The sequence below is a fragment of the Streptomyces sp. NPDC023481 genome, assembly GCF_055560195.1.
Window position 1 is genome coordinate 173,399 of sequence record NZ_JBVHJE010000017.1, and the last position, 23,371, is coordinate 196,769.

Here is a 23,371-nt window from a genome sequence, read left to right on the forward strand (position 1 = left end):
CTACGGAATATTCCGTCTGGCGGAAGATACAAATGAGTGCCGCACCGCTCAGGTGCTATTCAGTTGTTCTTTCCGACCAGTGCGTAGGTCTGCGTCGCGATCTCCAGTTCCTCATCCGTCGGCACCACGGCGACCGCCACCCGGGCGGAGTCCGGCGAAATCAGCCGCGGCCCGCCGCCGCGTACGGCGTTCCGCTCCGGGTCGACCGCCAGGCCCAGGCCCGTCAGGCCCGCGATCGCCGCCTCCCGCACCGGGGCGGCGTTCTCGCCGACCCCCGCGGTGAAGGCCACCGCGTCCAGGGTGCCGAGCACCGCGTAATAGGCGCCGATGTACTTCTTGATCCGGTGAATGTAAATGTCGAAGGCGAGTGCGGCCTCTTCGTCGCCCTCGTCGATCCGGCGGCGGATCTCCCGCATGTCGTTGTCCCCGCACAGACCGAACAGACCGCTCCTCTTGTTGAGAAGAGTGTCGATCTCGTCCATGGACAAATCCCCAACACGCGCCAAATGGAAGATGACGGCCGGATCCAGATCACCGGACCGCGTACCCATCACCAGCCCCTCCAAGGGGGTCAGCCCCATCGAGGTGTCCACGCAGCGGCCTGCCCGCACCGCGGAGGCGGAGGCGCCGTTGCCCAGGTGCAGCACGATCACGTTGACCTCGGCCGGGTCCTTGCCCAGCAGCCGCGCCGTCTCCCGGGCGACGTAGGCGTGCGAGGTGCCGTGGAAGCCGTAGCGGCGGATCCGGTGCCGGTCGGCGATCTTCGGGTCGATCGCGTAGCGCGCCGCGGACTCCGGCATCGTCGTGTGGAAGGCGGTGTCGAACACGGCGACCTGGGGCAGGTCGGGGCGCAGCGCCTGCGCGGTGCGGATGCCGGTGAGGTTGGCCGGGTTGTGCAGCGGGGCGACCGGGATCAGCCGCTCGATCTCGGTGAGCACCTCGTCGTCGATGACGGTGGGCTCGGTGAAGAACATCCCGCCGTGCACCACCCGGTGCCCGATCGCCGCCAGTTCGGGGGAGTCCAGGCCGACGCCGTCGCGGCTCAGCTCCGCGGCGACCGCCTTGAGGGCGGCGTCGTGGTCCGCGATCGGGCCGGTGTGCTCACGGGTGTCGCCGCTGGTGAGGCAGGTGTGCTCGATCCGGGAGGTCTGCTCGCCGATGCGCTCGACCAGGCCCACCGCGAGCCGGCTGCTGTCGCGCATGTCCAGCAGCTGGTACTTCAGCGACGAGGAGCCGGAGTTGAGGACGAGGACACGGGTGGGGGAGCTCACTGCTGGGTCGCCTTCTCGTTGAGGTGCTGGGCCTGGATCGCCGTGATGGCGACGGTGGTGACGATGTCCTGGACGAGGGCGCCCCGGGACAGGTCGTTGACCGGCTTGCGCAGGCCCTGCAGGACGGGGCCCACGGCGATCGCGCCGGCCGAGCGCTGCACGGCCTTGTAGGTGTTGTTGCCGGTGTTCAGGTCGGGGAAGATCAGCACGCTGGCCTGGCCCGCGACCTCGGAGCCGGGCAGCTTGGTCGCGGCGACGGACGGCTCCACGGCCGCGTCGTACTGGATCGGCCCCTCGATCCTCAGGTCGGGCCGGCGCGCGCGGACCAGCTCGGTGGCCTCGCGCACCTTGTCGACGTCGGCGCCCGTCCCGGACGTCCCCGTGGAGTACGACAGCATCGCGATCCGCGGCTCCACGCCGAACTGCGCCGCCGTGCCCGCCGACTGGATGGCGATGTCCGCGAGCTGCTCGGCGTCCGGGTCCGGGTTGACCGCGCAGTCGCCGTAGACCAGCACCTTGTCGGCCAGGCACATGAAGAACACCGACGACACGATCGAGGCGTCCGGCCTGGTCTTGATGATCTCGAAGGCCGGGCGGATGGTGGCCGCCGTGGAGTGCACGGAGCCCGACACCATGCCGTCGGCCAGGCCCTCCTGGACCATCAGGGTGCCGAAGTAGTTGACGTCGGAGACGACGTCGTACGCCAGCTCCACGGTGACGCCCTTGTGGGCGCGCAGGGCCGCGTACTGCTCGGCGAAGGCGTCGCGCAGCTCGGAGTCGGCCGGGTCGATCAGCTCGCTGTCGCCGAGGTCGATGCCGAGGTCGGCGGCCTTCTTGCGGATCAGGTCGACCGGGCCGAGCAGGGTCAGGTCGCACACGCCCCGGCGCAGCAGCACCTCGGCCGCGTGCAGCACCCGCTCCTCCGTGCCCTCCGGCAGGACGACCCGGCGCCTGTCGGAGCGGGCCTGCTCCAGGAGCTTGTGCTCGAACATCATCGGGGTGACCCGGTCGCTGCTCGGCGCGGAGACCCGGCGGGCCAGACCGGTGGTGTCGGTGTACCGCTCGAACAGGCCGAGCGCGGTCTCCGCCTTGCGCGGGGTGGCCGCGGTCATCTTCCCCTCCATGGAGAAGAGGTGCTCGGCGGTGGGGAAACTGGTGCCGGACACCGAGAGCACCGGGGTGCCCGGGGCGAGCCGGGCGGCGAGGGTGAGGATCTCCTCCCTCGGCACCTCGTCCAGGGTGAGCAGCACGCCGGCTATCGGCGGGGTGCCGGCGCTGTGCGCGGCGAGCGAGCCGACGACCAGGTCGGCGCGGTCGCCGGGGGTGACGACCAGGCAGCCCGGGGTCAGGGCGGCCAGGAAGTTCGGCAGCATCGCGCCGCCGAAGACGAAGTCCAGCGCGTCGCGGGCGAGCCCGGAGTCGTCGCCGAGCAGCACCCTGGCGCCGAGGGCCTGGGCGATCTGGGCGACCGTCGGCGCGGACAGCGCGGGCTCGTCGGGCAGCACGTACGTCGGTACCGGCAGCCGGTCGGCGAGCCGCTCGGCGATCTCGTCGCGGTCCTCGCGGGCCACCCGGTTGGCGACCATCGCCAGCACGTCGCAGCCCAGGCCGTCGTAGGCGCGGAAGGCGTTGCGGGTCTCGGCGAGCACGGCCTCGGCGGGCTGCTTGCGGCCGCCGACCACCGGGAGCACGGAGGCGCCGAACTCGTTGGCCAGCCGGGCGTTCAGGGACAGCTCGTCCGGCAGCTGGGTGTCGGCGAAGTCGGTGCCGAGGACGAGGACGACGTCGTAGTCCCGGGCCACCAGGTGGAAGCGTTCGACGAGGGCGGAGACCAGCTCGTCGGTGCCCTGCTCGGCCTGGAGCGCGGAGGCCTGGTGGTAGTCCATGCCGTAGACGGTCGCCGGGTCCTGCGAGAGGCGGTAGCGCGCCCGCAGCAACTCGAACAGCCGATCGGGGCCGTCGTGGACGAGCGGACGGAAGACCCCGACCCGGTCGACCTGCCGGGTCAGGAGCTCCATGACTCCCAGCTCCACGACCTGGCGGCCGTCACCGCGGTCGATCCCGGTCACGTACACGCTGCGCGTCACGTGTCCACTCCGTTCCTTCTTGTCGCTTGTGTCGCCTCTGCCGGCTGTTCGGCATGAAAATCGCTCACCAAGGTGAGCGGAACCCTCTTGACAATACCCCCGCCGACGGATAAGGCGCCCGTCAAGACTTCACCTGTCCGGCGGACGTGAAACAATCGACACCGGCTCACCGGCACCGACAGCGAGCAGGAGACACAGCACGATGCGCATCGGAGTTCTCACCGCAGGCGGCGACTGCCCCGGCCTGAACGCCGTGATCCGGTCGGTCGTGCACCGGGCGGTGGCGCAGTACGGCGACGAGGTCATCGGCTTCGAGGACGGCTACCGGGGTCTCCTGGACCGCCACTACCGCGCCCTCGACCTGGACGCCGTCAGCGGCATCCTGGCCCGTGGCGGCACCATCCTCGGCTCCTCCCGGCTGGAGCGCGACCGGCTGCGCGAGGCCTGCGAGGGCGCCGCCGACATGGTCGAGGAGTTCGGCATCGACGCGCTGATCCCGATCGGCGGCGAGGGCACGCTGACCGCGGCCCGCATGCTCTCCGACGCCGGCCTCCCGGTCGTCGGCGTCCCGAAGACCATCGACAACGACATCTCCTCCACCGACCGCACCTTCGGCTTCGACACCGCCGTCGGCGTGGCCACCGAGGCCATGGACCGCCTGAAGACCACCGCCGAGTCCCACCAGCGGGTGATGGTCGTGGAGGTCATGGGCCGGCACGCGGGCTGGATCGCCCTGGAGTCCGGCATGGCCGCCGGCGCCCACGGCATCTGCCTGCCCGAGCGGCCCTTCGACCCCGCCGACCTGGCCAAGATGGTCGAGGAGCGGTTCGCCCGCGGCAAGAAGTTCGCCGTCGTCTGCGTCGCCGAGGGCGCCCACCCCGCCGAGGGCAGCATGGACTACGGCAAGGGCGAGATCGACCAGTACGGCCACGAGCGCTTCCAGGGCATCGGCACCGCCCTCGCCTACGAGCTGGAGCGGCGCCTCGGCAAGGAGGCCAAGCCGGTCATCCTCGGGCACATCCAGCGCGGCGGCGTCCCGACCGCGTACGACCGCGTCCTGGCCACCCGCTTCGGCTGGCACGCCGTCGAGGCCGCGCACCGCGGCGAGTTCGGCCGTATGACCGCGCTGCGCGGCACCGACATCGTCATGGTGCCGCTCGCGGAGGCGGTCACCGAGCTGAAGACGGTGCCGAAGGACCGGATGGACGAGGCCGAGTCGGTCTTCTAAGGGATTCCTGCCGGGGGATTCCTGTTGGGGGATTCCTTCTGGGGATTCCTTCAAGGGGCCCTTACGAGGCGTCCTTTCAGGGGTCCCTAGGCGGTCCGCTTCTCCACCGCGGTCCAGAAGTTCTCCACGATCCGGTCCAGGAACTCCCGCCCGGACTCGCTGGCGCTCCGACTGCCGCCACCCCAGCTGAGGGTGGCGGCCATGTGCCCCTGGTAGTCCTCGTACAGCTCGTGCAGCGCCCCTTCGAGGACGCCCGGCTCCAGCGGCACCAGCTTGCCGACCGGCCGCACGTAGGCCTGCCAGCGCGTGGTCACCGCACTGCGCAGCAGGTCGGCGAGTTTCGCCTCGCGGCCGGTGACGGCGACGAAGTCGGGCAGCGCGAGATCGAGGGCCCGGGCGAGCGCGGCCGACTGGCGCTCGTTGCCCCGCCACTGCCCGCTCTCCTCCATGCGCAGGTACGACCGCACGTCCACGCCGACGGCCCGGGCGACGTCCTCGGCCGCGACGGCGCGGGCGATGCGGTGCTCGCGCAGGGTTTCCGGCCGGCCGAGCAGTTCACCCGGTGAGCACCACAACACGCCCGCCAGCGCGGTGAGTTCGGGATGGCTCGGGGCGGCCGCACCGCGTTCCCAGGCGATCACGAGATCGGGTGTGACGTACGGCAGTCCGTACGAGACCCGCATGCCGTAGGCGACGTGCTCCGGGCCCATGCCGAGCGCGGCACGCAGTCTGCGGGCAGCCGGAGCGTTGAAGGGGGGAACTGAGGGGACAGAGGGTTCGCGCACCCCGCACAAGCTAGGGGCCCGCCCACCGGAAGGCTACGGTCCGTTCAGCCAGGACCACGGATTGTGTGAACGCACAGTTCCGGCCGTTCGGTATGCAAGGGACGGAACGCCCACGCCCTCACCCTCCCCGTCACCCCTTGACCGCGCCGCCGAGCGCGAAGCCGCCGCCCAGCCGCCGCGCCACCAGGACGTACAGGAGGATCACCGGCGTCGAGTAGAGCACGGAGAACGCGGCGAGCTGGCCGTAGGCCACCATGCCACGGTTGCCGAAGAAGTCGTTGATGCTCACCGAGGCCGGCATCTGGTCCGGGGTGAGCAGCAGCATGAACGGGACGAAGAAGTTCCCCCACATCATCACGAACGAGAACACCGTCACCACGGCGAGCCCCGGCCCCATCAGCGGCAGCACGATCCGCACCAGGGACTGCGCCGCCGACGCCCCGTCCGTCCAGGCCGCCTCCTCCAGCTCCCGCGGCACACCGTCCATGAAGTTCTTCGTCAGCCAGATGGCGAACGGAAGCTGGGAGGCGGCGAAGAAGAGGATCGTGCCCTGGAGGGTGTCGATCAGGTTCACCCGGACGAACAGGGCGTACACCGGCACCATGATCGCCGTGATGGGCAGGCTCGTCGCGAACAGGATCGTCAGCAGGAACGGCCGGTTCAGCCGGGACCGGAACCGGGACAGCGGATACGCGGCGAGGGCGGCGCAGCCGACGGTCAGCGCCGTGGCACCGCCGCACAGGACAAGGCTGTTGAGCAGCGGGGTGTAGGTGATGTCGGGGGTCAGGACCGCCCGGAAGTTGTCCAGGCTGACCCCGTCCGGGACCCGCACCCGGAGCCCGGCGTGCGGGTCCACGGCGGACAGCAGCACCCAGCCCAGGGCAGCGAGAAGGCGACCGCCACGGCCAGCAGCGAGACGTCGGCGGCGAGCCGCCGGGAGGTGCGCGCGCGGGGCATCAGACCTCCGTCCGCAGCAGCCGCAGATAGACGACGGAGAACAGGGAGCCGACGACCAGCAGGAGCAGGGCGACCGCGGTGCCGTACCCGATCATGCTGTTCTGGAAGGCCTGCTCGTACATGAACAGCGGCAGGGTCTGGCTCCGGTCGCCGGGGCCGCCCCGGGTCATCACCCAGATCAGCCCGAACACCGAGAGCGTCTGGAGGGTGTTGAGCATGAGGTTGGTGCCGATGGAACGCCGGATCATCGGCAGCGTGACGTGCCACAGCCGCCGCCACCCGCCGGCGCCGTCCACCTCGGCGGCCTCCGTGATCTCGTCGGATATCCCGTCCAGCGCGGCGGAGTACACGAGCATCGAGAACGCCGTCCCGCGCCAGACGTTGGCGAGGGACACGGCGAGGATCGGCAGCGTGAACAGCCAGTTCTGCCGGGGCAGATGCAGCCAGTCCAGGATCGCGTTCAGGGTGCCCTCGCGCCGGAAGAACGCGTAGAGCAGGAACCCGGCGACGACCTCCGGCAGCACCCACGCGGTGACGACGACCCCGCCGACGAGGGTACGGACGGGCTTGGAGGCACGCTTCATCAGCGCGGCCAGCGCCAGGCCCAGCGTGTTCTGCCCGACCAGCGAGGACAGCACCGTGAACACCAGGGTCAGCCGGACGGCGTTCAGGAACGCGTCGTCCCCGAACGCCCGGCGGAAGTTGGCGAACCCGACGAAGAAGGAGTGCGCCTGGCCGGTCAGCTGGAGGTCGGTGAAGGCGATCCACACGCAGTAGGCAACCGGCCCGGCGAGGAAGAGGAACAGCAGAACCAGGGCGGGGGCGAGGGGGAGGGCCCGTACGGCCGGGTTCCCGCGCCTCACTGGTGGACCACTTGGCCGCCGGTGACGTCCTTGACCGTGGCGTCGTACCCGCTCGCCGCCTCCGCCACGGACAGGTCGCCGGTCGTGACCCCCTCCATGGCCTCCTGCACGGCGGTCGACACCTTCGGGTACGCCGGGTACGCGGGCCGGTAGTGCGTGCTCGCCACCAGACCGGTGAAGAACGCGAGACCTGGCTGGGCCTTCGCGTACGCGGGGTCGGACGCGACGTCCTTGCGCACGGCGATCCCGGAGTTGGCGATGTACCACTTCCGGGCGTTGTCCTTCGTCTGCATCGTCCGGACGAACTGGAAGGCGAGGCCGGGATTGCCGGCCTTGGCCGGGATGGACCAGGTCCAGCCGCCGGACATGCTCACCCTGCCGGGCGCCTGCCCGTCCTGCGTCGGCATGGGGGCGAGCCCCAACTGCCGTGACCACGCGGGCCATGCGTGCCCGCTGCCCGGCAACCAGGCCTGCGGCAGCCAGGAGCCGTCGAGGTCGATGCCGAGTCTGCCCTCGGGGAGCAGTTCGCCGTTGACGGCGGTGTTGAAGTTGGGGTCGAGCGCGTCGGAGACGTCGGGGCCGAGCCCGTCCCGGTAGACGGTCCTGACGAAGTCGAGGGAGTCCCGGAACCCCCGCGACCCGATGACCCACTTCTTGCCGCGACTGTCGTAGAGCGGATCCCGCCTGCCGTCGCCGGTGCCGTACAGGAGCATCTCGAAGCCCTGCATGGTGGCCCGTTCGCCGGCCGGTTTGCCGGTGTAGACGTTGAGCGGGATGACGCCGGGGACCTTGCGCTTGATGGTCCGGGCGGCGGCGAGCACGTCACCCCAGTTCCTCGGCCGCCAGTCGGCCGGCAGTCCGGCCTTCCGGAACACCCGCCTGTCGAACCAGAGCCCGCGCGTGTCGGTCCCGTCCGGGACGCCGTACGTCCTCCCGTCCTCACCCCTGGCCGCCGCCTTCGCGGTGCCGATGAACTGCCCCCAGTCCGGCCACTTGGCCAGGTACGGGTCCAGCGGCCTCAAGTACCCGCTCGTGATGTCGGAGTTGATCAGGAACGTGTCCTCGTAGACCAGGTCCGGGGCGGTGCGCGGCGAGCGCAGCATCTGCTGGAGCTTGGTGTAGTACTCGGCGTCCGGCGCCTTGATCGGCACGAACTCGACCTTCTTGCCGGGGTGTTCGTGCTCGAACTGCTTCTTGATCCCGGCGAGGTAGGTGTCCATCACCTTGACGGAGTTGTCGGTGGACTGCTTGTACGACACCTTGATCGTGTCGGGACCACTCCTCGAACCGCTGCCGCACGCGGTGAGCGCGGTGGCGGCGAGCGCGGTGGCGAGGAGCAGCGGAACGGCGGCGGTGGGGCGCACGGGCATGACCTCCTGAGCACACGTGGGGGTGGCGCGGAGATTGCTGCGGTGTGAAGGTATGAGGGGCGGTCTGGTCGGGTCAATGCGTGTGCGGGTCAATCCCCGCTCCGGCGACCCGGGTACGGTCCCGGGAGGCCGACGGCGCGGGCCCCGGCAGGGCGGTCGGCGGTTGGGTGGGTGACCTGGGAGGCCACGCACCGGGGAGACGCCTTCCGTCGGGTGGACGGCATGGACCGGTGGTACGAGCGGCCGCCGACACGACCCTGCTCACCGCCCCTGGGACACCCACCGGTACACCAGCTCCGGTCGCCCCACCTGGCCGTACAGGGGGCTGCGGGCCGCTCGGCCCGTGTCCACCAGGTGCTCCAGGTAACGGCGTGCGGTGATGCGGGAGATGCCCACCGCCTCGGCCACCCGGGCCGCCGTCAGGCCCTCCGCCGCGGACTCGCGGAGAGCGGACGTCACTCGTTCCAGGGTCGGTCCGCTCAACCCCTTCGGCAGGGCCGCCGGTGAGGGTGCGCGCAGGGAGGCCAGGGCGCGGTCCACCTCGTCCTGGCCGCTCGCCTCGCCGACCGCCGCGTGGAACTCGGCGTAGCGGACCAGACGGTCCCGGAGCGTCGCGAAGGTGAACGGTTTGAGGACGTACTGGACGACACCGAGCGAGACCCCTTCCCGTACCACCGCCAGGTCCCGCGCCGACGTCACCGCTATCACGTCGGCGTGGTGGCCGGCGGCCCGCAGGGACCGGGCCAGTTGCAGGCCGTGGACATCGGGGAGGTGGAGGTCCAGCAGCAGCAGGTCCACCGCCGTACGGTCCAGGATCCGCCGTGCCTCCGCGCCCGTGTGCGCCTTCCCGACCGCGACGAAGCCCGGCACCCGCCCGACGTACAGCACGTGCGCGTCGGCGGCGACCGGGTCGTCCTCGACGACGAGGACGCGGATGGGCTGCTCCTCGTTCGTCATCTGACGCCGCCCAGGGGTGTGCGCAACGGCAACCGCACCTCGAACACCGCTCCGCCCTCGCCGTCCTCGCCGGACTCCGTCACCGTCAGCGTGCCCTCGTGGCGGTTCACCGCCTGCCGGACCAGGGCCAGCCCGAGGCCCCGCCCGCCGGGCCCGGCCGGCTTGGTGGAGAACCCCCGCTGGAACACCAGGTCGGCATGGTCCGGGTCGACCCCCGGCCCGGTGTCCGACACCCGCAGCACCACTTCGGCGGCCGTAGCGTACGCCGTCACCGTCACCCGCGCCCGCACGCTGCCCTGCGCCGCGTCCACCGCGTTGTCGATCAGGTTGCCCAGGATCGTCACCAGGTCGCGGGTGGACAGGCTCTCCGGCAGCAGCCCGTCGTCCAGCCGGCTGTCCGGCGAGACGACCAGTTCCACGCCCCGCTCGTTCGCCTGCGCGGTCTTGCCCAGCAGCAGCGCGGCCAGCACCGGCTCACGCACCGCGGCCACCACCTGGTCGGTCAGGGCCTGCGCCAGCTCCAGCTCGGCCGTGGCGAACTCCACCGCCTCCTCGGCCCGGCCCAGCTCGATCAGCGAGACGACCGTGTGCAGGCGGTTCGCCGCCTCGTGCGCCTGGGAGCGGAGGGCCTGGGTGAAGCCGCGCTCCGAGTCCAGCTCGCCCATCAGGGACTGCAACTCGGTCACGTCCCGCAGGGTCGCGACCGTGCCCCGCCGCTCACCCCCCGACACCGGGGAGGTGTTCACGACCAGCACCCGCGACCCGGTCAGGTGGACCTCGTCCACCCGGGGCTCGGAGGACAGCAGGGCGCCGGTCAGCGGGGCCGGCAGGCCCAGCTCGGCCACCGAGCGGCCGATCGCCTCCTCCTCCGGGCCCACGCCCAGCAGTTCCCGGCCGCCGTCGTTGATCAGGGCCACCCGGTACTGGCCGTCCAGCATCAGCAGCCCCTCCCGGACGGCGTGCAGCGCCGCCTCGTGGTAGTCGTGCATCCGGCTCAGCTCGGTGGCGTTCATGCCGTGGGTGTGGCGGCGCAGCCGGGCGTTGATCACATAGGTGCCGACCGCGCCCAGCAGCAGCGTTCCGCCGGCCACCCCGAGCAGGGCCGTGACCTGGTCCTGGACCCGCGCGCTGATCCTCTGCACCGTGATGCCGGCGCTGACCAGGCCGACGATCCGGCCGTTGTCCCTGACGGGGGTCACCGCGCGGACGGACGGGCCGAGCGTGCCGGTGTAGGTCTCGGTGAAGGTACGGCCGTGCTGGGCGGGCCCGATGGTGCCGAGGAAGCGCTTGCCGATCTGGTTGCGGTCGGGGTGGGTCCAGCGGATGCCGGACGGGTTCATGATCGTGACGAAGTCGACGTTCGCGTCCCGTATGACCTGCAGGGCGTACGGCTCGAGCCGGGCGGTGGGATCGGTGGTGCGGATCGCCACGCGGACCGAGGGGGAGTCGGCGATGGACCGGGCCACGGCCGTGGCCTGCCGGGCGGCGGCGTCCTCGGCCTGCCGCTGGTCGTTGACGTAGGTGAACAGCGCGTACCCGGCCACGACGAACGCGATCAGCACGGCCTGCATGGCGAACAGCTGGCCGGCCAGGCTGCGGGGTCGGGGGAGGACGGGCGGACGCATGTCAGCAGTGTGCCTCTCCGGTTCAGTGTGAACTAAATGAACGGAAGGGTGACCGCCCTCACAGGCCGGGAGATAGTCACGGCATCCCCCAATAACGCCCGGACGTGAGCCGCACGCCGGTGTTACGCCGACGAAGACGTCAAGGAGGGCAGTCGTGGCCGCCAGCACTTCCGATACGGCACCTGCCGCAGCCCGCGTGAAGCGGGACCGGACCCACTACCTGTACATCGCCGTCATCGTGGCGGTCGCGCTCGGCATCGCCGTGGGCCTGATCTGGCCCGACGCGGCGATGGAGCTGAAGCCTCTGGGCACCGGGTTCGTGAACCTGATCAAGATGATGATCTCGCCGATCATCTTCTGCACGATCGTGCTCGGTATCGGATCGGTACGGAAGGCGGCCAAGGTCGGTGCCGTCGGCGGTATCGCCCTCGGCTACTTCCTCGTGATGTCGCTCGTCGCGCTCGCCATCGGGCTCGTCGTCGGCAACGTGCTGCACCCCGGCGACGGGCTGCACATCACCAACGCGATCAAGGCGACCGGGCACAGCCAGGTGTCGGCCGACGCGCTGCCGCCGGTGGACTTCGTCCTGTCGATCATCCCGACCACGTTCGTGTCCGCCTTCACCGAGGGCCAGGTCCTGCAGACCCTGCTCGTGGCCCTGCTCGCCGGGTTCGCGCTGCAGGCCATGGGCTCGGCCGGGCAGCCGGTGCTGCGGGGCATCGAGCACATCCAGCGGCTGGTCTTCCGCATCCTGTCCATGGTGATGTGGGCCGCGCCCATCGGCGCGTTCGGCGCGATCGCGGCGGTGGTCGGGTCCGCGGGCATCGACGCGCTCAAGAGCCTCGCCGTGCTGATGCTCGGCTTCTACGTCACCTGCGTGCTGTTCGTCTTCGTGGTGCTCGGCACGCTGCTGCGGATCTTCGCGGGTCTGAACGTGTTCTCCCTGTTCAAGTACCTCGGCCGCGAGTTCCTGCTCATCCTGTCGACGTCGTCGTCGGAGTCCGCGCTGCCCCGTCTGATCGCCAAGATGGAGCACCTGGGCGTCAGCCGGCCGGTCGTCGGCATCACCGTGCCGACCGGGTACTCCTTCAACCTCGACGGCACCATGATCTACATGACCATGGCCTCGCTGTACATCGCGGACGCGCTGGGTACGCCGATGTCGGTGGGCGAGCAGATCCCGCTGCTGCTGTTCCTGCTGCTGGCGTCCAAGGGCGCGGCCGGCGTCAGCGGCGCCGGGCTCGCCACCCTGGCAGGCGGTCTGCAGTCGCACAAGCCGGCGCTGGTCGACGGGGTCGGGCTGATCGTCGGCATCGACCGGTTCATGAGCGAGGCGCGGGCGCTGACGAACTTCGCGGGCAACGCGGTCGCGACGGTGCTCGTGGGCACGTGGACCAAGGAGATCGACAAGGCCCGGGTCCGTCAGGTGCTGGCCGGTGACCTGCCCTTCGACGAGACCACGCTGCTGGACGAGACGCACCGCCCGGACACGCCGGACCTGCCCGAGCCGCAGCAGAACGACGAGAAGCAACTCGCCAAGGCGTGAGCTCGCCTGCCGGCGCCGGTGCCGGCGCCGGCAGGCGAGGGTGGCGCACCAAGAACCCGGCACACCCGTGCCGGCACCCTCTCCGGACGTCCGGCCCCGCCTGAACCCGGGCCGGGCGTTCGGTTCGAGCAGCCGGGCGATCGAGGCTCCCCCGTACTCGGTCGCCCGGCTTTCGGCTTGCCCGGGGGCTACGACACCTCGGCCACCAGCTCGGTGGCCCGTGAGGCGGGTACGCCCGCCGCGGTCAGTACGGCGACCGTGGCGGAGCGGCCCGCCTCCTCCGCTGCCAGGAGGCCGTCGTTCACCGCCTCCATCACCGCGAACAGCATCTGCTCGTGCACGTACGCGAGGGCCGGCGCGGGCAGCGGGGAGGCGAAGGCGCCCTCGTCCAGACCGCGCTGGAGGAGACGGACCTTGTGCTCGCGCAGCGGTGCCAGGCGGTCGCGGATGCCCTGCACGGTGACCGTGCGCTGGGCCAGGGCGATCAGCAGCCGGTAGCGGTCGGCGATCGGCCACAGCGCGAGCACCGAGCGGGCCACCGCCTCCGCCGGGTCGGTGACACCGGCGCCGGCGAGCGTGTCCGCGTCCACCAGCGCCTCCACGGCCCCGTCCACCAACGTGCTGATCAGCGCCTCCCGGCTGGGGAAATGGCCGTACACCGTGCGCCGTACGACGCCCGCGGCGCGCGCGATCTGATCCATGGAGGCGTCGGGATCACGCAGCAGTTCGGTGAGGGCGACGTCGAGGATGCGGTGCCGGTTGGCGTCGGCGCGGCTGGTGTTACCCGTGGTCATGGCGGTCATTGTGCCTCCCCGGGGCCTTCTCACGGACCCCGACTCGACTTGCACAGCGCTGTGCAACGACGTACATTGCACATGATTGTGCAATTGCACGTCACTGTGCAAATACCGTCGCGTACCCGAGGAAGGCGACCCCTGCCATGCGACTCGTCATGACCGAACCGGTCGACAGGACGGACCGCCCCTACGCCCGACGCTGGTGGGCGCTGCTGGTGCTCTGTCTCAGCCTGCTGATCATCGTGATGGCGAACACCGCGCTCACCGTCGCCGCGCCCGACATGACGAAGGACCTCGGTCTCTCCAGCGCCGACCTGCAATGGGTGATCGACGGCTACACCGTCCCGTACGCGGCGCTGATGCTCCTGCTCGGCGCGATCGGTGACAAGTACAGCCGGCGCGGGGCACTCGTCCTCGGTCTGGTGGTGTTCGGGGGCGGAGCCGTCTTCGGCTACTTCGCCGACAGCTCCACGACCGTCATCGCGGCCCGCGCCGTGATGGGCGTCGGCGCGGCCCTGATCATGCCCGCCACGCTCTCCCTGCTCGCCGCGACCTTCCCGCGCGCCGAGCGGGCCAAGGCGATCACGCTGTGGACCGCCACCGCCGGGCTCGCCATCGCCGCCGGACCGGTGGTCGCCGGCGCCCTGCTGCGCGACCACGGCTGGGCCTCCACCTTCCTGATCAACGTGCCCATCGCGGCCGTCGCGATCGTCGGCGCCTTCGTCCTCGTACCGCCCTCCAAGGCCGGCCACCACGACCGCATCGACTACGTCGGCGGCCTGCTCTCGGTGATCTGGACGGGCTCGCTCGTCTACATGATCATCGAAGGCCCGCACTTCGGCTGGGGCGCCAAGGCCGTCGGCGCGGCCGTCGTCGCCGGCGCCGGACTGGTCGCCTTCGTCCTGTGGGAGCTGCGCCACCCGCGCCCGATCCTGGACGTGCGCCGCTTCGCCGGCCGCCGGTTCGCCGGCTCCAACCTCGCCGTCGCCCTGTTCTTCCTCGCCGTCTTCGGCGCCTTCTACTACCTCACCCAGCACCTGCAGTTCGTCCTCGGCTACGACGCCCTGGAGACCGGTGTGCGCATGCTGCCGCTCGCCGGCGCCGTCTTCGTCGGCTCGGCGCTGACCGGCTGGCTCACCCCGCGCGTCGGCATGAAGTGGACGGTCAGCGCGGGCATGGTCGGCGGTACGACCGCCCTCGCCCTGCTCACCCGGATCGACGCCGGCTCCACCTACGGCGACTTCGTAGCGCCCCTGATCGTCCTGGGCCTCGCCATCGGCCTGGCCCTCTCGCCCTGCACCGACGCCATCATGGGGGCGTTCCCGGAGTCCGAGCTGGGTGTCGGCGGCGCCGTCAACGACACCTCGCTGGAGCTGGGCGGCTCGCTCGGCATCGCCCTCCTCGGCTCACTGCTCGCCACCTCCTACGGCAACCACCTCTCCGACGCCACCGCCGGCAGCAAGCTCCCGGCGAGCGCCCTGGACACCGCGCAGGACTCGGTCGGCGCCGGGTACGCCGTCGCGCAGGGCATCGGCGAGAAGGCGCAGCAGGCCGCCGCGCGGGCCCACCAGGCGGCCGACCCGCAGCAGGCCGCGCAGCTCAAGCAGCAGGCCGGTGAACTGGCCGCCGGCGCCCGGCAGATGGCCGACGCGGTCGGCTCCGCCTTCTCCGACGCGGTCGCCCACACCAGCCTGGTCGGCGCGGTGATCCTCGGCGTCGGCACGGTCCTGGTGGCCGTCCTGCTGCCGGGCCGCGAGGCGGCGACGCCGGAGGAGAAGGCCACGGGGAAGACCGAGGGGAAGACCGAGGGGAAGACGGAGGACACGGAACTGGTCGACAGCGCGGCCGACTGACCATCCCGCGCCCCATCCGTTAACGTGCCGCTCCGGACCACCGGAACGGCACGTTCGCGTATGGCGTCACTACATGTGGCGCGCGGACACGTGGCGCCCGGACATGTGGGTTTCGTACATGTGGGGTCGGGACATGTGGCGCCCGTACATGTGCGGCCCGTCCGTGTGGCGTCAGCACGGGCGTGACGGCAAGAGTGTGGAGGCACGGGGGATGAGCATCGACTGGGACCGGCGGACCTGCGCGCGCAAGGGCCATGTGACCTACGCGCCCGACGACCCCCGGCTGCGGATCCGGCTGCACGCCCAGACCGCGCTCGGTGAGGTCTGGCGCTGCCTGCGCTGCGGTGACTTCGTGCTGGGCGAGCCGCGCGGCTCGGGGCCGGCCTCCGAGGCGCCGCTGGTGCCGCGCGGCAAGGTGATCCGTGACCTGTTCGTGCTGCGCTTCCTCGCCGTCGAGCGGGCCGTGCGCGGGGTGTTCATCGTGGCCGTCGCCGTCGCGGTGTGGAAGTTCAGCAACAGCCAGGACGCGGTGCGCCGCCTGTTCGACGAGTACCTGGACGTCTTCCGCCCGGTCTTCCGGCACTTCCACTACGACCTCGACCACTCACCCGTCGTCGGCTCGGTGCAGAAGGCCTTCGGCTACCGGCACTCCACGCTGCTGCTGGTGGCCGCCCTGCTGCTGGCCTACGCGCTGATCGAGCTGGTCGAGGCGGTCGGCCTGTGGTACGCCAAGCGCTGGGCCGAGTACCTGACGGTGGTCGCGACGGCGGCCTTCCTGCCGCTGGAGATCTACGAACTCACCGAGCACGTCAGCTGGCTGAAGATCGCCACTCTCGTGCTGAACATCCTCGCCGTCCTCTACATCGCCCTGACCAAACGGCTCTTCGGCCTGCGCGGCGGCCGCCGGAAGTTCGAGGAGGAGCGCCGCAGCGCGTCCCTGCTGGAGGTCGAGGAATCGGCGGGCCTGGCCCACGCCTGACCCACTGCGAGACCGGGCCCGCGCGCACGGGCGGAACGCCGCCGGGCCCGCCTCCGGTGACCCCTGCGACGGCTGACCGATGCGGCGGTCTTGCGTTGACGCCGACGTCAAGCCCTACCGTCGTAGGCATGCGCATCGGCGAGCTGGCCGCGCGGGCCGGGACCACGACACGCACCCTGCGGTACTACGAGGCCAGGGGGCTGCTGCCGGCCCGGCGTGACGGCAACGGACACCGTACCTACGACGAGAACGACCTCAGGCTGCTGCGGCAGATCCGCACGCTGCAGGACTTCGGGTTCGACCTGGAGGAGACCCGGCCGTTCGTGGAGTGCCTGCGCGCCGGGCATCCCGAGGGCGACTCCTGCCCGGCCTCGCTCGTGGTCTACCGGCGCAAGCTGGCCGAGCTGGACGCGATCATCGGGCAGCTGACGGCGGTCCGCGAGTCGGTCGCGGGGCAGCTGGCGCGGGCCGAGCGGGCGCGGGACGAACTGGCCGTCGAGGCGCTGGTTCCGGGTGGTCCGGAACCGCTGTGCGAACTGGGAGGGCAGGATCGGTGACGAAGGCGGCAGGAGTGCCCGAGGTGGGCGACGCGGACTTCGGGACGGAGGTGCTGGCATCGGAACTGCCGGTGCTGGTGGAGTTCACGGCGGACTGGTGTCCGCCGTGCCGGCAGATGGCGCCGGTGCTGAGCGCCCTCGCCGCGGAGGAGGGGGAGCGGCTCAAGGTCGTCCAGCTGGACGTGGACCACAACCCGGAGACCACGAACGCGTACAAGGTGCTGTCGATGCCGACGTTCATGGTGTTCCAGGGCGGTGAGCCCGTGAAGTCGATGGTGGGGGCGCGGCCCAAGCGGCGCCTGCTGGAGGAGCTGGCGGACGTGCTGTAAAGCTCTCCGCCCGCGAAAAATCCCCCGAGCAATTGCGCTCGGGGGATTCCTGTGCGTATATTCAATGATTCGTGATTTCATTTCGCGAGCCATCGGCGAAGAACCACGAATGACGTTTAGTGAGCACAGTATATCCGGGCGGGAGCGGAATTGTCAAACACCGAATTTCCAGACGATGAAATCCGGCACGAGCAGGAATTCATCGACGGACTGTACGCGCGCGTGGACGTGCTGCGCGGCGAGGCCGAGACCTCCGTCGCGGACGCCCTCGCCCAGGGCGACAAGCCCATGCAGGCCCGGCTGGAGCGGGACATCCTGGTCGCCGAGCGCTCCGGGCTGCTCGCCGCGCTGAACGCCGTGGACGGCTCGCTCTGCTTCGGCCGCATCGACCTCGCCGACGGCACCCGGCACCACATCGGCCGGATCGGCCTGCGCGAGGACGACCCCGAGCGCACCCCGGTCCTCGTCGACTGGCGGGCCGACGTCGCCCGGCCGTTCTACCTGGCCACCGGTCACACCCCGATGGGCCTGCGCCGCCGCCGGCACATCGCCTCCGAGGGCCGTACCGTCACCTCCCTGCACGACGAGATCCTCGACCTCGGCGACGCCACCCGCACCGGGCACGAGGACCCGAGCGGCGACGCCGTCCTGCTGGCCGCGCTGAACTCGGCCCGCACCGGCCGGATGAACGACATCGTGCAGACCATCCAGGCCGACCAGGACCGCATCATCCGCGCGCCGCACCGGGGCGTGCTGGTCGTGGAGGGCGGCCCCGGCACCGGCAAGACGGCGGTCGCCCTGCACCGTGCCGCCTACCTGCTGTACGAGCACCGGGAGCTGCTGGCCCGCCGGGCGGTCCTCATCGTCGGCCCGAACCCGGCCTTCCTCGGCTACATCGGCGAGGTGCTGCCCTCCCTCGGCGAGACCGGCGTGCTGCTGGCCACCGTCGGCGAGCTGTTCCCCGGCGTGAAGGCCACCGCCGCCGACACCCCCGAGGCCGCCGCCGTCAAGGGCCGGGCCGGCATGGCCGACGTGCTGGCCGCCGTCGTACGCGACCGGCAGGCCCTGCCCGACCCGGTCATCGCGATCGAGCACGACCGCGAGGTGCTCATGCTGGACGACGGCCTGGTGGGCGTCGCCCGCGAGCGCACCCGCGCCGCCAAGCTGCCGCACAACGCGGCCCGCGAGCATTTCGAGGGGCACATCCTCAACACACTGACCGAGCTGTACGCCGAGCGCGTGGGCACCGACCCCTACGACGGCAGCAGCCTGCTCGACGCCTCCGACATCACCCAGATCCGCGACGAACTCGCCGAGAACCCCGAGGTCTGGGCCGCCGTCGACCGGCTGTGGCCCCGGATCACCCCGCGGCGGCTGGTCGCCGACTTCCTCGCCGCCCCGGACGACTACCTCCCCGAGGCGGACGCCGACGCGATCCGCCGCCCGGTCACCCGGGCCTGGACCGTCGCCGACGTGCCCCTGCTGGACGAGGCCGCCGAACTCCTCGGCGAGGACGACCGGGTGGCCCGGGCCCGCGCCGACCGCGAGCGCGAGACCCAGGTGGCGTACGCGCAGGGCGTGCTGGACGTCTCCTACGCCTCGCGGACCTACGAGTTCGAGGACCGGCACGACGAGGACTCGGAGGTCCTGTCGGCCCACGACATCATCGACGCCGAGCGGTTCGCCGAGCGGCAGGAGGAGGCCGACCACCGCAGCGCCGCCGAGCGGGCCGCGGCCGACCGCACCTGGGCGTTCGGGCACATCATCGTCGACGAGGCGCAGGAGCTGTCGCCGATGGCCTGGCGGCTGCTGATGCGGCGCAGCCCCACCCGCTCGATGACCCTGGTCGGCGACCCCGCGCAGACGGCGGAGGCGGCCGGTGTCGGCTCCTGGGCGGACATCCTCGCCCCCTACGTCGAGGACCGCTGGGAGCACACCCGCCTCGGCGTCAACTACCGCACCCCGGCGGAGATCATGGACCTGGCGGCGGCCGTGGTCCGTGCCGAGCACCCGGACTTCGTACCGCCCAGCTCGGTCCGCTCCACCGGCGAACACCCCTGGGTGCGCCGCGTCGGCGACGACCTGCCCGGCGCGGTCGCCAAGGCGGTCGCCGAACTCGCCCCGGCGGAGGGCCGGCTGGCGGTGATCGCCCCGCGCGCCCTGCACCGCTCGCTGGCCGCCCGCCTGGACGGCGTCACGGCCGGCGCCGAGCCCGACCTGACGCGGGCGGTCGTCCTGCTCGACCCCCGCCAGTCCAAGGGTCTGGAGTTCGACGCCGTCCTGGTGGTGGAGCCGGGCGCCTACGGCACGAGCGACCTGTACGTCGCCCTCACCCGGGCCACCCAGCGGCTCGGCGTGCTGCACACGGGGTCCCTGCCGCCGGGCCTGGCCGACCGGGCGTGACGGCGCCCGGTCCGTCCCTCGCCCCGGTTCAGGCCGGGCGGAGCCAGACCGTCGCCAGGGGCGGCAGGGTCAGCCGGAGGCTCGCCGGGCGGCCGTGCCAGGGCTGGGGCTCCGGCTTGACGATGTCGGAGTGGGTGACGTCGCCGCCGCCGTAGCGGGCCGCGTCGGTGTTCACGACCTGCACCCAGGCCGGGACGTCGTCCGGCACCCCGAGCCGGTAGTCGGGGCGGACCACCGGGGACAGGTGGGAGACCGCGAGCAGCGGGGTGCCCTCGGCGTCACGGCGCAGGAACGCGAAGACGTTGTCGTCCGCCGCGTCCCCGGTGATCCACTCGAAGCCCGCCGGGTCGGTGTCCCGCTGCCACAGCGCCGGGCTCGCCCGGTACACCGCGTTCAGGTCCCGTACGAGATCCCGCACGCCCCGGTGGTCCGCCTCGGCGCCGTACTCCGGGTCGAGCAGCCACCAGTCGGGCCCACGTGCCTCGGACCACTCGGCGCCCTGGGCGAACTCCTGCCCCATGAACAGCAGTTGCTTGCCGGGGTGGGCCCACATGAAGCCCAGGTAGGCGCGGAGGTTGGCGCGCTGCTGCCACCAGTCGCCCGGCATCTTCGACACCAGGGACCGCTTGCCGTGCACCACCTCGTCGTGGGAGATCGGCAGGACGTAGTTCTCGCTGTAGGCGTACACCATCGAGAACGTCATCTCGTGGTGGTGGTAGGCGCGGTGCACCGGCTCGTGGCCCATGTACGCGAGCGAGTCGTGCATCCAGCCCATGTTCCACTTCAGGCCGAAGCCGAGGCCGCCGAAGCCGCTGGGGCCCTTGTGGTGGGTGGGCCGGGTGACACCGTCCCAGGCCGTCGACTCCTCGGCGACGGTCACCACTCCCGGGCAGCGCCGGTACACGGTGGCGTTCATCTCCTGGAGGAAGGCCACCGCGTCCAGGTTCTCCCGGCCGCCGTGCTCGTTCGGCGTCCACTGGCCCGGCTCGCGCGAGTAGTCCAGGTACAGCATCGAGGCGACCGCGTCGACACGCAGCCCGTCGATGTGGAACTCCTCGCACCAGTACACGGCGTTCGCCACGAGGAAGTTGCGCACCTCGCGCCGCCCGAAGTCGAACTCCAGCGTGCCCCAGTCGGGGTGGGCGGCCCGCCGGGGGTCGTGGTGCTCGTACAGCGGGCGCCCGTCGAACTCGGCGAGCGCCCAGTCGTCGCGCGGGAAGTGCGCCGGCACCCAGTCCATCAGCACCCCGATGCCGGCCTGGTGCAGCCGGTCCACCAGGTACCGGAAGTCGTCCGGGGTGCCGAGCCGGGCCGTCGGCGCGTAGAACCCGGTGACCTGGTAGCCCCACGAGCCGCCGAAGGGGTGCTCGGCGACCGGCATCAGCTCGACGTGCGTGAAGCCCAGGTCCTTCACGTAGGCGGGGAGTTCCTCCGCCAGCTCGCGGTAGGTCGCGCCGGGCCGCCAGGACGGCAGGTGCACCTCGTAGACGGAGAACGGCGCCTCGTGGACCGGGGTGTCCGCGCGGTGCGCCAGCCAGTCCGCGTCGCCCCACTCGTGGTGCGAGGCGGTCACGATCGAGGAGGTGGCGGGCGGCACCTCGGTACGGCGGGCCAGCGGGTCGGCGCGCACGGTGCGCGAGCCGTCCGGGCGGGTGATCTCGAACTTGTACAGCTCGCCCTCGCCGATCCCCGGCACGAACAGCTCCCACACCCCGGTGCCGCCGAGCGAGCGCATCGGGAAACCGGTGCCGTCCCAGAAGTTGAAGCCGCCCGTGACCCGCACGCCCCGCGCGTTCGGCGCCCACACCGCGAACCGGGTCCCGGCGACCTGCTGGTGGGTGGTGACATGCGCGCCGAGCGCCCGCCACAGCTGCTCGTGCCGGCCCTCCCCGATCAGGTGCAGGTCCAGGTCACCGAGGGTGGGCAGGAAGCGGTAGGCGTCCTCCGTCTCGTGCACGGTGCCGTCGTAGGTCACCAGCAGCCGGTAGACGGGGACTTCGGTCAGCGGGAGCAGGCCGGAGAAGAAGCCGTCGCCGTCGTCGTGGAGTGCGGCCCGCAGCCCGTCCGCGACCACGGTGACCGCCTGCGCGTACGGGCGGAACGCGCGGAAGGCGACCCCGCCCGGCACCGGATGCGCGCCGAGCACGGCGTGCGGGTCGTGGTGGGTCCCCTCCAGCAGCCGCGCCCGGTCGCCGGCGTCGACGGCCGGGGACACGGCGCTCTCCACGGCGGGCGCCGGCGGCTGCGCGGGGACCTCCTGCCCCGGCGCCTTCCGGTTGGCGGCCTTCTTCCTGGCCGCGGCTTCCTTCCTGGCCGCGGCTTCCTTCTTGGCCGGGGACGGCTTGTGGGCCTTGGGGGTCACGAACGAGCCTCCTGGTCGGGCAGGGCGAGGCGGCGCACCGCGGTCAGCGGTACGGGCAGCCAGTCGGGGCGGTGCCGGGCCTCGTAGACGACCTCGTAGACCGCCTTGTCGGTCTCGTAGGCCCGCAGCAGCACCGGGTCGGTGCGCGGGTCGCGGCCGGCGACCTCCGCGTACCCGGAGCAGTAGGCGGCCCGGCAGACGTGCGCCCAGTCCGGGGCGGCCGGGGTCACCGAGTGGGCCGCGTAGTCGAACGAGCGGAGCATCCCCGCGATGTCCCGCACCGGCGGCTGCGGCATGCGCCGTTCGGCCAGCGGCCGGGCCGGCTCGCCCTCGAAGTCGATCAGCGACCAGTCCCCGGACGGCGAGCGCAGGCACTGCCCCAGGTGCAGGTCGCCGTGGACGCGCTGGGCGGTCCAGGTGTGGCCCTCGGCGGCCAGGTCGGCCAGCGCCGTGTACGCCGAGCGCAGCCCCTGCTCGTACGGCCGCAGAGCCGGCACCGCCTGCACGGCCGCCGCCAGCCGCTCGGTCATGCCGTCGACCGACTGCGTCAGCTGGGCGTGGCCGAGGGTGACCGTCGGCAGGGCGCGGGCCAGCGCGGTGTGCACCTCGGCGGTGGCCCGGCCCAGCGCGCGGGCCTCGGCGGCGAAGTCCTCGCCCTTGGCCAACTCGCGCAGGGCCAGCTCCCAGCCGTCGGAGGCCCCGCTCACGAACGGCTGGAGCACGGCCAGTACGTACGGCTGCGCGTCCACGTCGGCCTGCAGCCAGGCCGTCGGCGCCGGCACCCGGGGGCAGCCCTCGCGGGCCAGCGCCAGCGGTAGCTCCAGATCGGGGTTGACGCCGGGAACCACCCGGCGCAGGAGCTTCAGGATGAACGTATCTCCGTAGACCACCGACGAGTTGGACTGTTCGGCGGTCATCAGCCGGGCCACCAGGCCCGACCGGATCTCCTGCCGGGACTCCCGCTCGAAGCGCAGTGCGCCGATGCGGGCCCGGGTGCGCAGGCCCTCCATCAGCACCTCGGCGGGCCGGGTGTCGTACAGGGCCTCGTACACCGTGCGTCCGGCGAGCGGGCCCTGCGTCACGTGTCCGATGAGCGCGGGCGCCAGCCGGGGCGGCAGCGCCTCGCGCACGCCTATGAGGAGCTGGTAGCAGTCGTCCGGTTGGGGCGGGGCGCCCGGTGCGGCGGGCTGGTGGACGCGCAGCAGCAGGTGGTACAGGCCCAACCGGCCGTCGGGCGGCAGCAGCTCGGTGACGGACACGGGGGTGAACCCGGTGACCGGACGTCCCTTGCCCGCGAACCAGCGCTGCCGGGGCAGCCAGGCGCGCAACAAGGGGTCGAGCGAGGTGAGGAGAGGGGTGGTGCCGGAAGAGGTGACCGTATCCGCCATGGGCGTCACGTCCT

At 71.8% G+C, this 23,371-nt stretch carries 17 protein-coding genes and 1 pseudogene; 7 read left to right on the plus strand and 11 right to left on the minus strand.

The window, feature by feature from the left end; translation table 11 throughout:
• Positions 1-59: 59 nt before the first annotated feature.
• Together ACZ3ZD_RS29380 and pta are read right to left on the minus strand one after the other, a co-directional pair.
• A complete protein-coding gene (locus tag ACZ3ZD_RS29380; protein WP_467403583.1) occupies positions 60-1,271 on the minus strand; it encodes an acetate kinase in 1,212 nt (403 codons plus the stop codon).
• Positions 1,268-3,358, minus strand: a complete 2,091-nt coding sequence (gene pta / locus ACZ3ZD_RS29385; RefSeq protein WP_467403588.1) for a phosphate acetyltransferase — start codon at positions 3,356-3,358, stop codon at positions 1,268-1,270. The genes ACZ3ZD_RS29380 and pta overlap by 4 nt, the downstream gene beginning before the upstream one ends.
• Positions 3,359-3,560: 202 nt before the next feature.
• Between pta and ACZ3ZD_RS29390 the strand changes: the two genes are divergently transcribed.
• On the plus strand, positions 3,561-4,586 hold the full coding sequence (locus ACZ3ZD_RS29390; protein WP_467403592.1) for an ATP-dependent 6-phosphofructokinase: 1,026 nt from the start codon (positions 3,561-3,563) through the stop codon (positions 4,584-4,586).
• A gap of 86 nt (positions 4,587-4,672) precedes the next feature.
• Here ACZ3ZD_RS29390 and ACZ3ZD_RS29395 read toward each other — a convergent pair whose 3' ends face one another.
• The 6 genes and pseudogenes from ACZ3ZD_RS29395 to ACZ3ZD_RS29420 all read right to left on the minus strand — a co-directional run bounded on the left by ACZ3ZD_RS29395 (position 4,673) and on the right by ACZ3ZD_RS29420 (position 11,143).
• Complete coding sequence (locus tag ACZ3ZD_RS29395; protein ID WP_467403596.1) at positions 4,673-5,371, minus strand: XRE family transcriptional regulator; 699 nt, start codon at positions 5,369-5,371, stop codon at positions 4,673-4,675.
• 130 nt (positions 5,372-5,501) lie between these two features.
• Positions 5,502-6,328, minus strand: a pseudogene (locus tag ACZ3ZD_RS29400) (carbohydrate ABC transporter permease).
• Positions 6,328-7,191, minus strand: a complete 864-nt coding sequence (locus ACZ3ZD_RS29405) for a carbohydrate ABC transporter permease (RefSeq protein ID WP_467403601.1) — start codon at positions 7,189-7,191, stop codon at positions 6,328-6,330. The pseudogene ACZ3ZD_RS29400 and the gene ACZ3ZD_RS29405 overlap by 1 nt, the downstream one beginning before the upstream one ends.
• Positions 7,188-8,561 carry an extracellular solute-binding protein gene (locus ACZ3ZD_RS29410; protein WP_467403603.1) on the minus strand — a complete coding sequence of 458 codons (1,374 nt, stop codon included), beginning with the start codon at positions 8,559-8,561 and terminating at the stop codon, positions 7,188-7,190. The genes ACZ3ZD_RS29405 and ACZ3ZD_RS29410 overlap by 4 nt, the downstream gene beginning before the upstream one ends.
• A 261-nt stretch (positions 8,562-8,822) precedes the next feature.
• Positions 8,823-9,518 (minus strand): response regulator, encoded by a 696-nt coding sequence (locus ACZ3ZD_RS29415; protein WP_467403606.1) that lies wholly within the window; start codon positions 9,516-9,518, stop codon positions 8,823-8,825.
• Positions 9,515-11,143 carry a sensor histidine kinase gene (locus tag ACZ3ZD_RS29420; protein ID WP_467403608.1) on the minus strand — a complete coding sequence of 543 codons (1,629 nt, stop codon included), beginning with the start codon at positions 11,141-11,143 and terminating at the stop codon, positions 9,515-9,517. Before ACZ3ZD_RS29420 ends, ACZ3ZD_RS29415 begins: the two co-directional genes overlap by 4 nt.
• A 154-nt stretch (positions 11,144-11,297) precedes the next feature.
• Here ACZ3ZD_RS29420 and ACZ3ZD_RS29425 point away from each other — a divergent pair, with 154 nt between their 5' ends.
• The gene (locus tag ACZ3ZD_RS29425) at positions 11,298-12,689 is read left to right on the plus strand and encodes a cation:dicarboxylate symporter family transporter (RefSeq protein ID WP_467403613.1); all 1,392 of its coding nucleotides are present in this window, start codon (positions 11,298-11,300) and stop codon (positions 12,687-12,689) included.
• 188 nt (positions 12,690-12,877) lie between these two features.
• Here ACZ3ZD_RS29425 and ACZ3ZD_RS29430 read toward each other — a convergent pair whose 3' ends face one another.
• The gene (locus tag ACZ3ZD_RS29430) at positions 12,878-13,492 is read right to left on the minus strand and encodes a TetR/AcrR family transcriptional regulator (protein WP_467403615.1); all 615 of its coding nucleotides are present in this window, start codon (positions 13,490-13,492) and stop codon (positions 12,878-12,880) included.
• Between the two features lie 137 nt (positions 13,493-13,629).
• On the opposite strand from ACZ3ZD_RS29430, the gene ACZ3ZD_RS29435 reads away from it, so the two are divergent.
• The 5 genes from ACZ3ZD_RS29435 (at position 13,630) to ACZ3ZD_RS29455 (ending at position 19,607) form a co-directional block, all read left to right on the plus strand.
• Positions 13,630-15,339, plus strand: a complete 1,710-nt coding sequence (locus tag ACZ3ZD_RS29435; protein ID WP_467403617.1) for an MFS transporter — start codon at positions 13,630-13,632, stop codon at positions 15,337-15,339.
• A 211-nt stretch (positions 15,340-15,550) separates the two neighbouring features.
• On the plus strand, positions 15,551-16,318 hold the full coding sequence (locus ACZ3ZD_RS29440) for a DUF2127 domain-containing protein (RefSeq protein WP_467403622.1): 768 nt from the start codon (positions 15,551-15,553) through the stop codon (positions 16,316-16,318).
• 128 nt (positions 16,319-16,446) lie between these two features.
• The gene (locus ACZ3ZD_RS29445; RefSeq protein ID WP_467403626.1) at positions 16,447-16,875 is read left to right on the plus strand and encodes a MerR family transcriptional regulator; all 429 of its coding nucleotides are present in this window, start codon (positions 16,447-16,449) and stop codon (positions 16,873-16,875) included.
• A 14-nt stretch (positions 16,876-16,889) separates the two neighbouring features.
• Positions 16,890-17,204, plus strand: a complete 315-nt coding sequence (locus tag ACZ3ZD_RS29450; protein ID WP_467403759.1) for a thioredoxin family protein — start codon at positions 16,890-16,892, stop codon at positions 17,202-17,204.
• Positions 17,205-17,336: 132 nt separating this feature from the next.
• Positions 17,337-19,607 (plus strand): HelD family protein, encoded by a 2,271-nt coding sequence (locus tag ACZ3ZD_RS29455; protein WP_467403763.1) that lies wholly within the window; start codon positions 17,337-17,339, stop codon positions 19,605-19,607.
• Between the two features lie 28 nt (positions 19,608-19,635).
• On the opposite strand, the gene glgB is transcribed toward ACZ3ZD_RS29455, so the two are convergent.
• Complete coding sequence (gene glgB / locus ACZ3ZD_RS29460) at positions 19,636-21,969, minus strand: 1,4-alpha-glucan branching enzyme (protein WP_467403628.1); 2,334 nt, start codon at positions 21,967-21,969, stop codon at positions 19,636-19,638.
• Positions 21,966-23,357, minus strand: a complete 1,392-nt coding sequence (locus tag ACZ3ZD_RS29465) for a maltokinase N-terminal cap-like domain-containing protein (protein WP_467403631.1) — start codon at positions 23,355-23,357, stop codon at positions 21,966-21,968. Before ACZ3ZD_RS29465 ends, glgB begins: the two co-directional genes overlap by 4 nt.
• Positions 23,358-23,371: the final 14 nt, after the last annotated feature.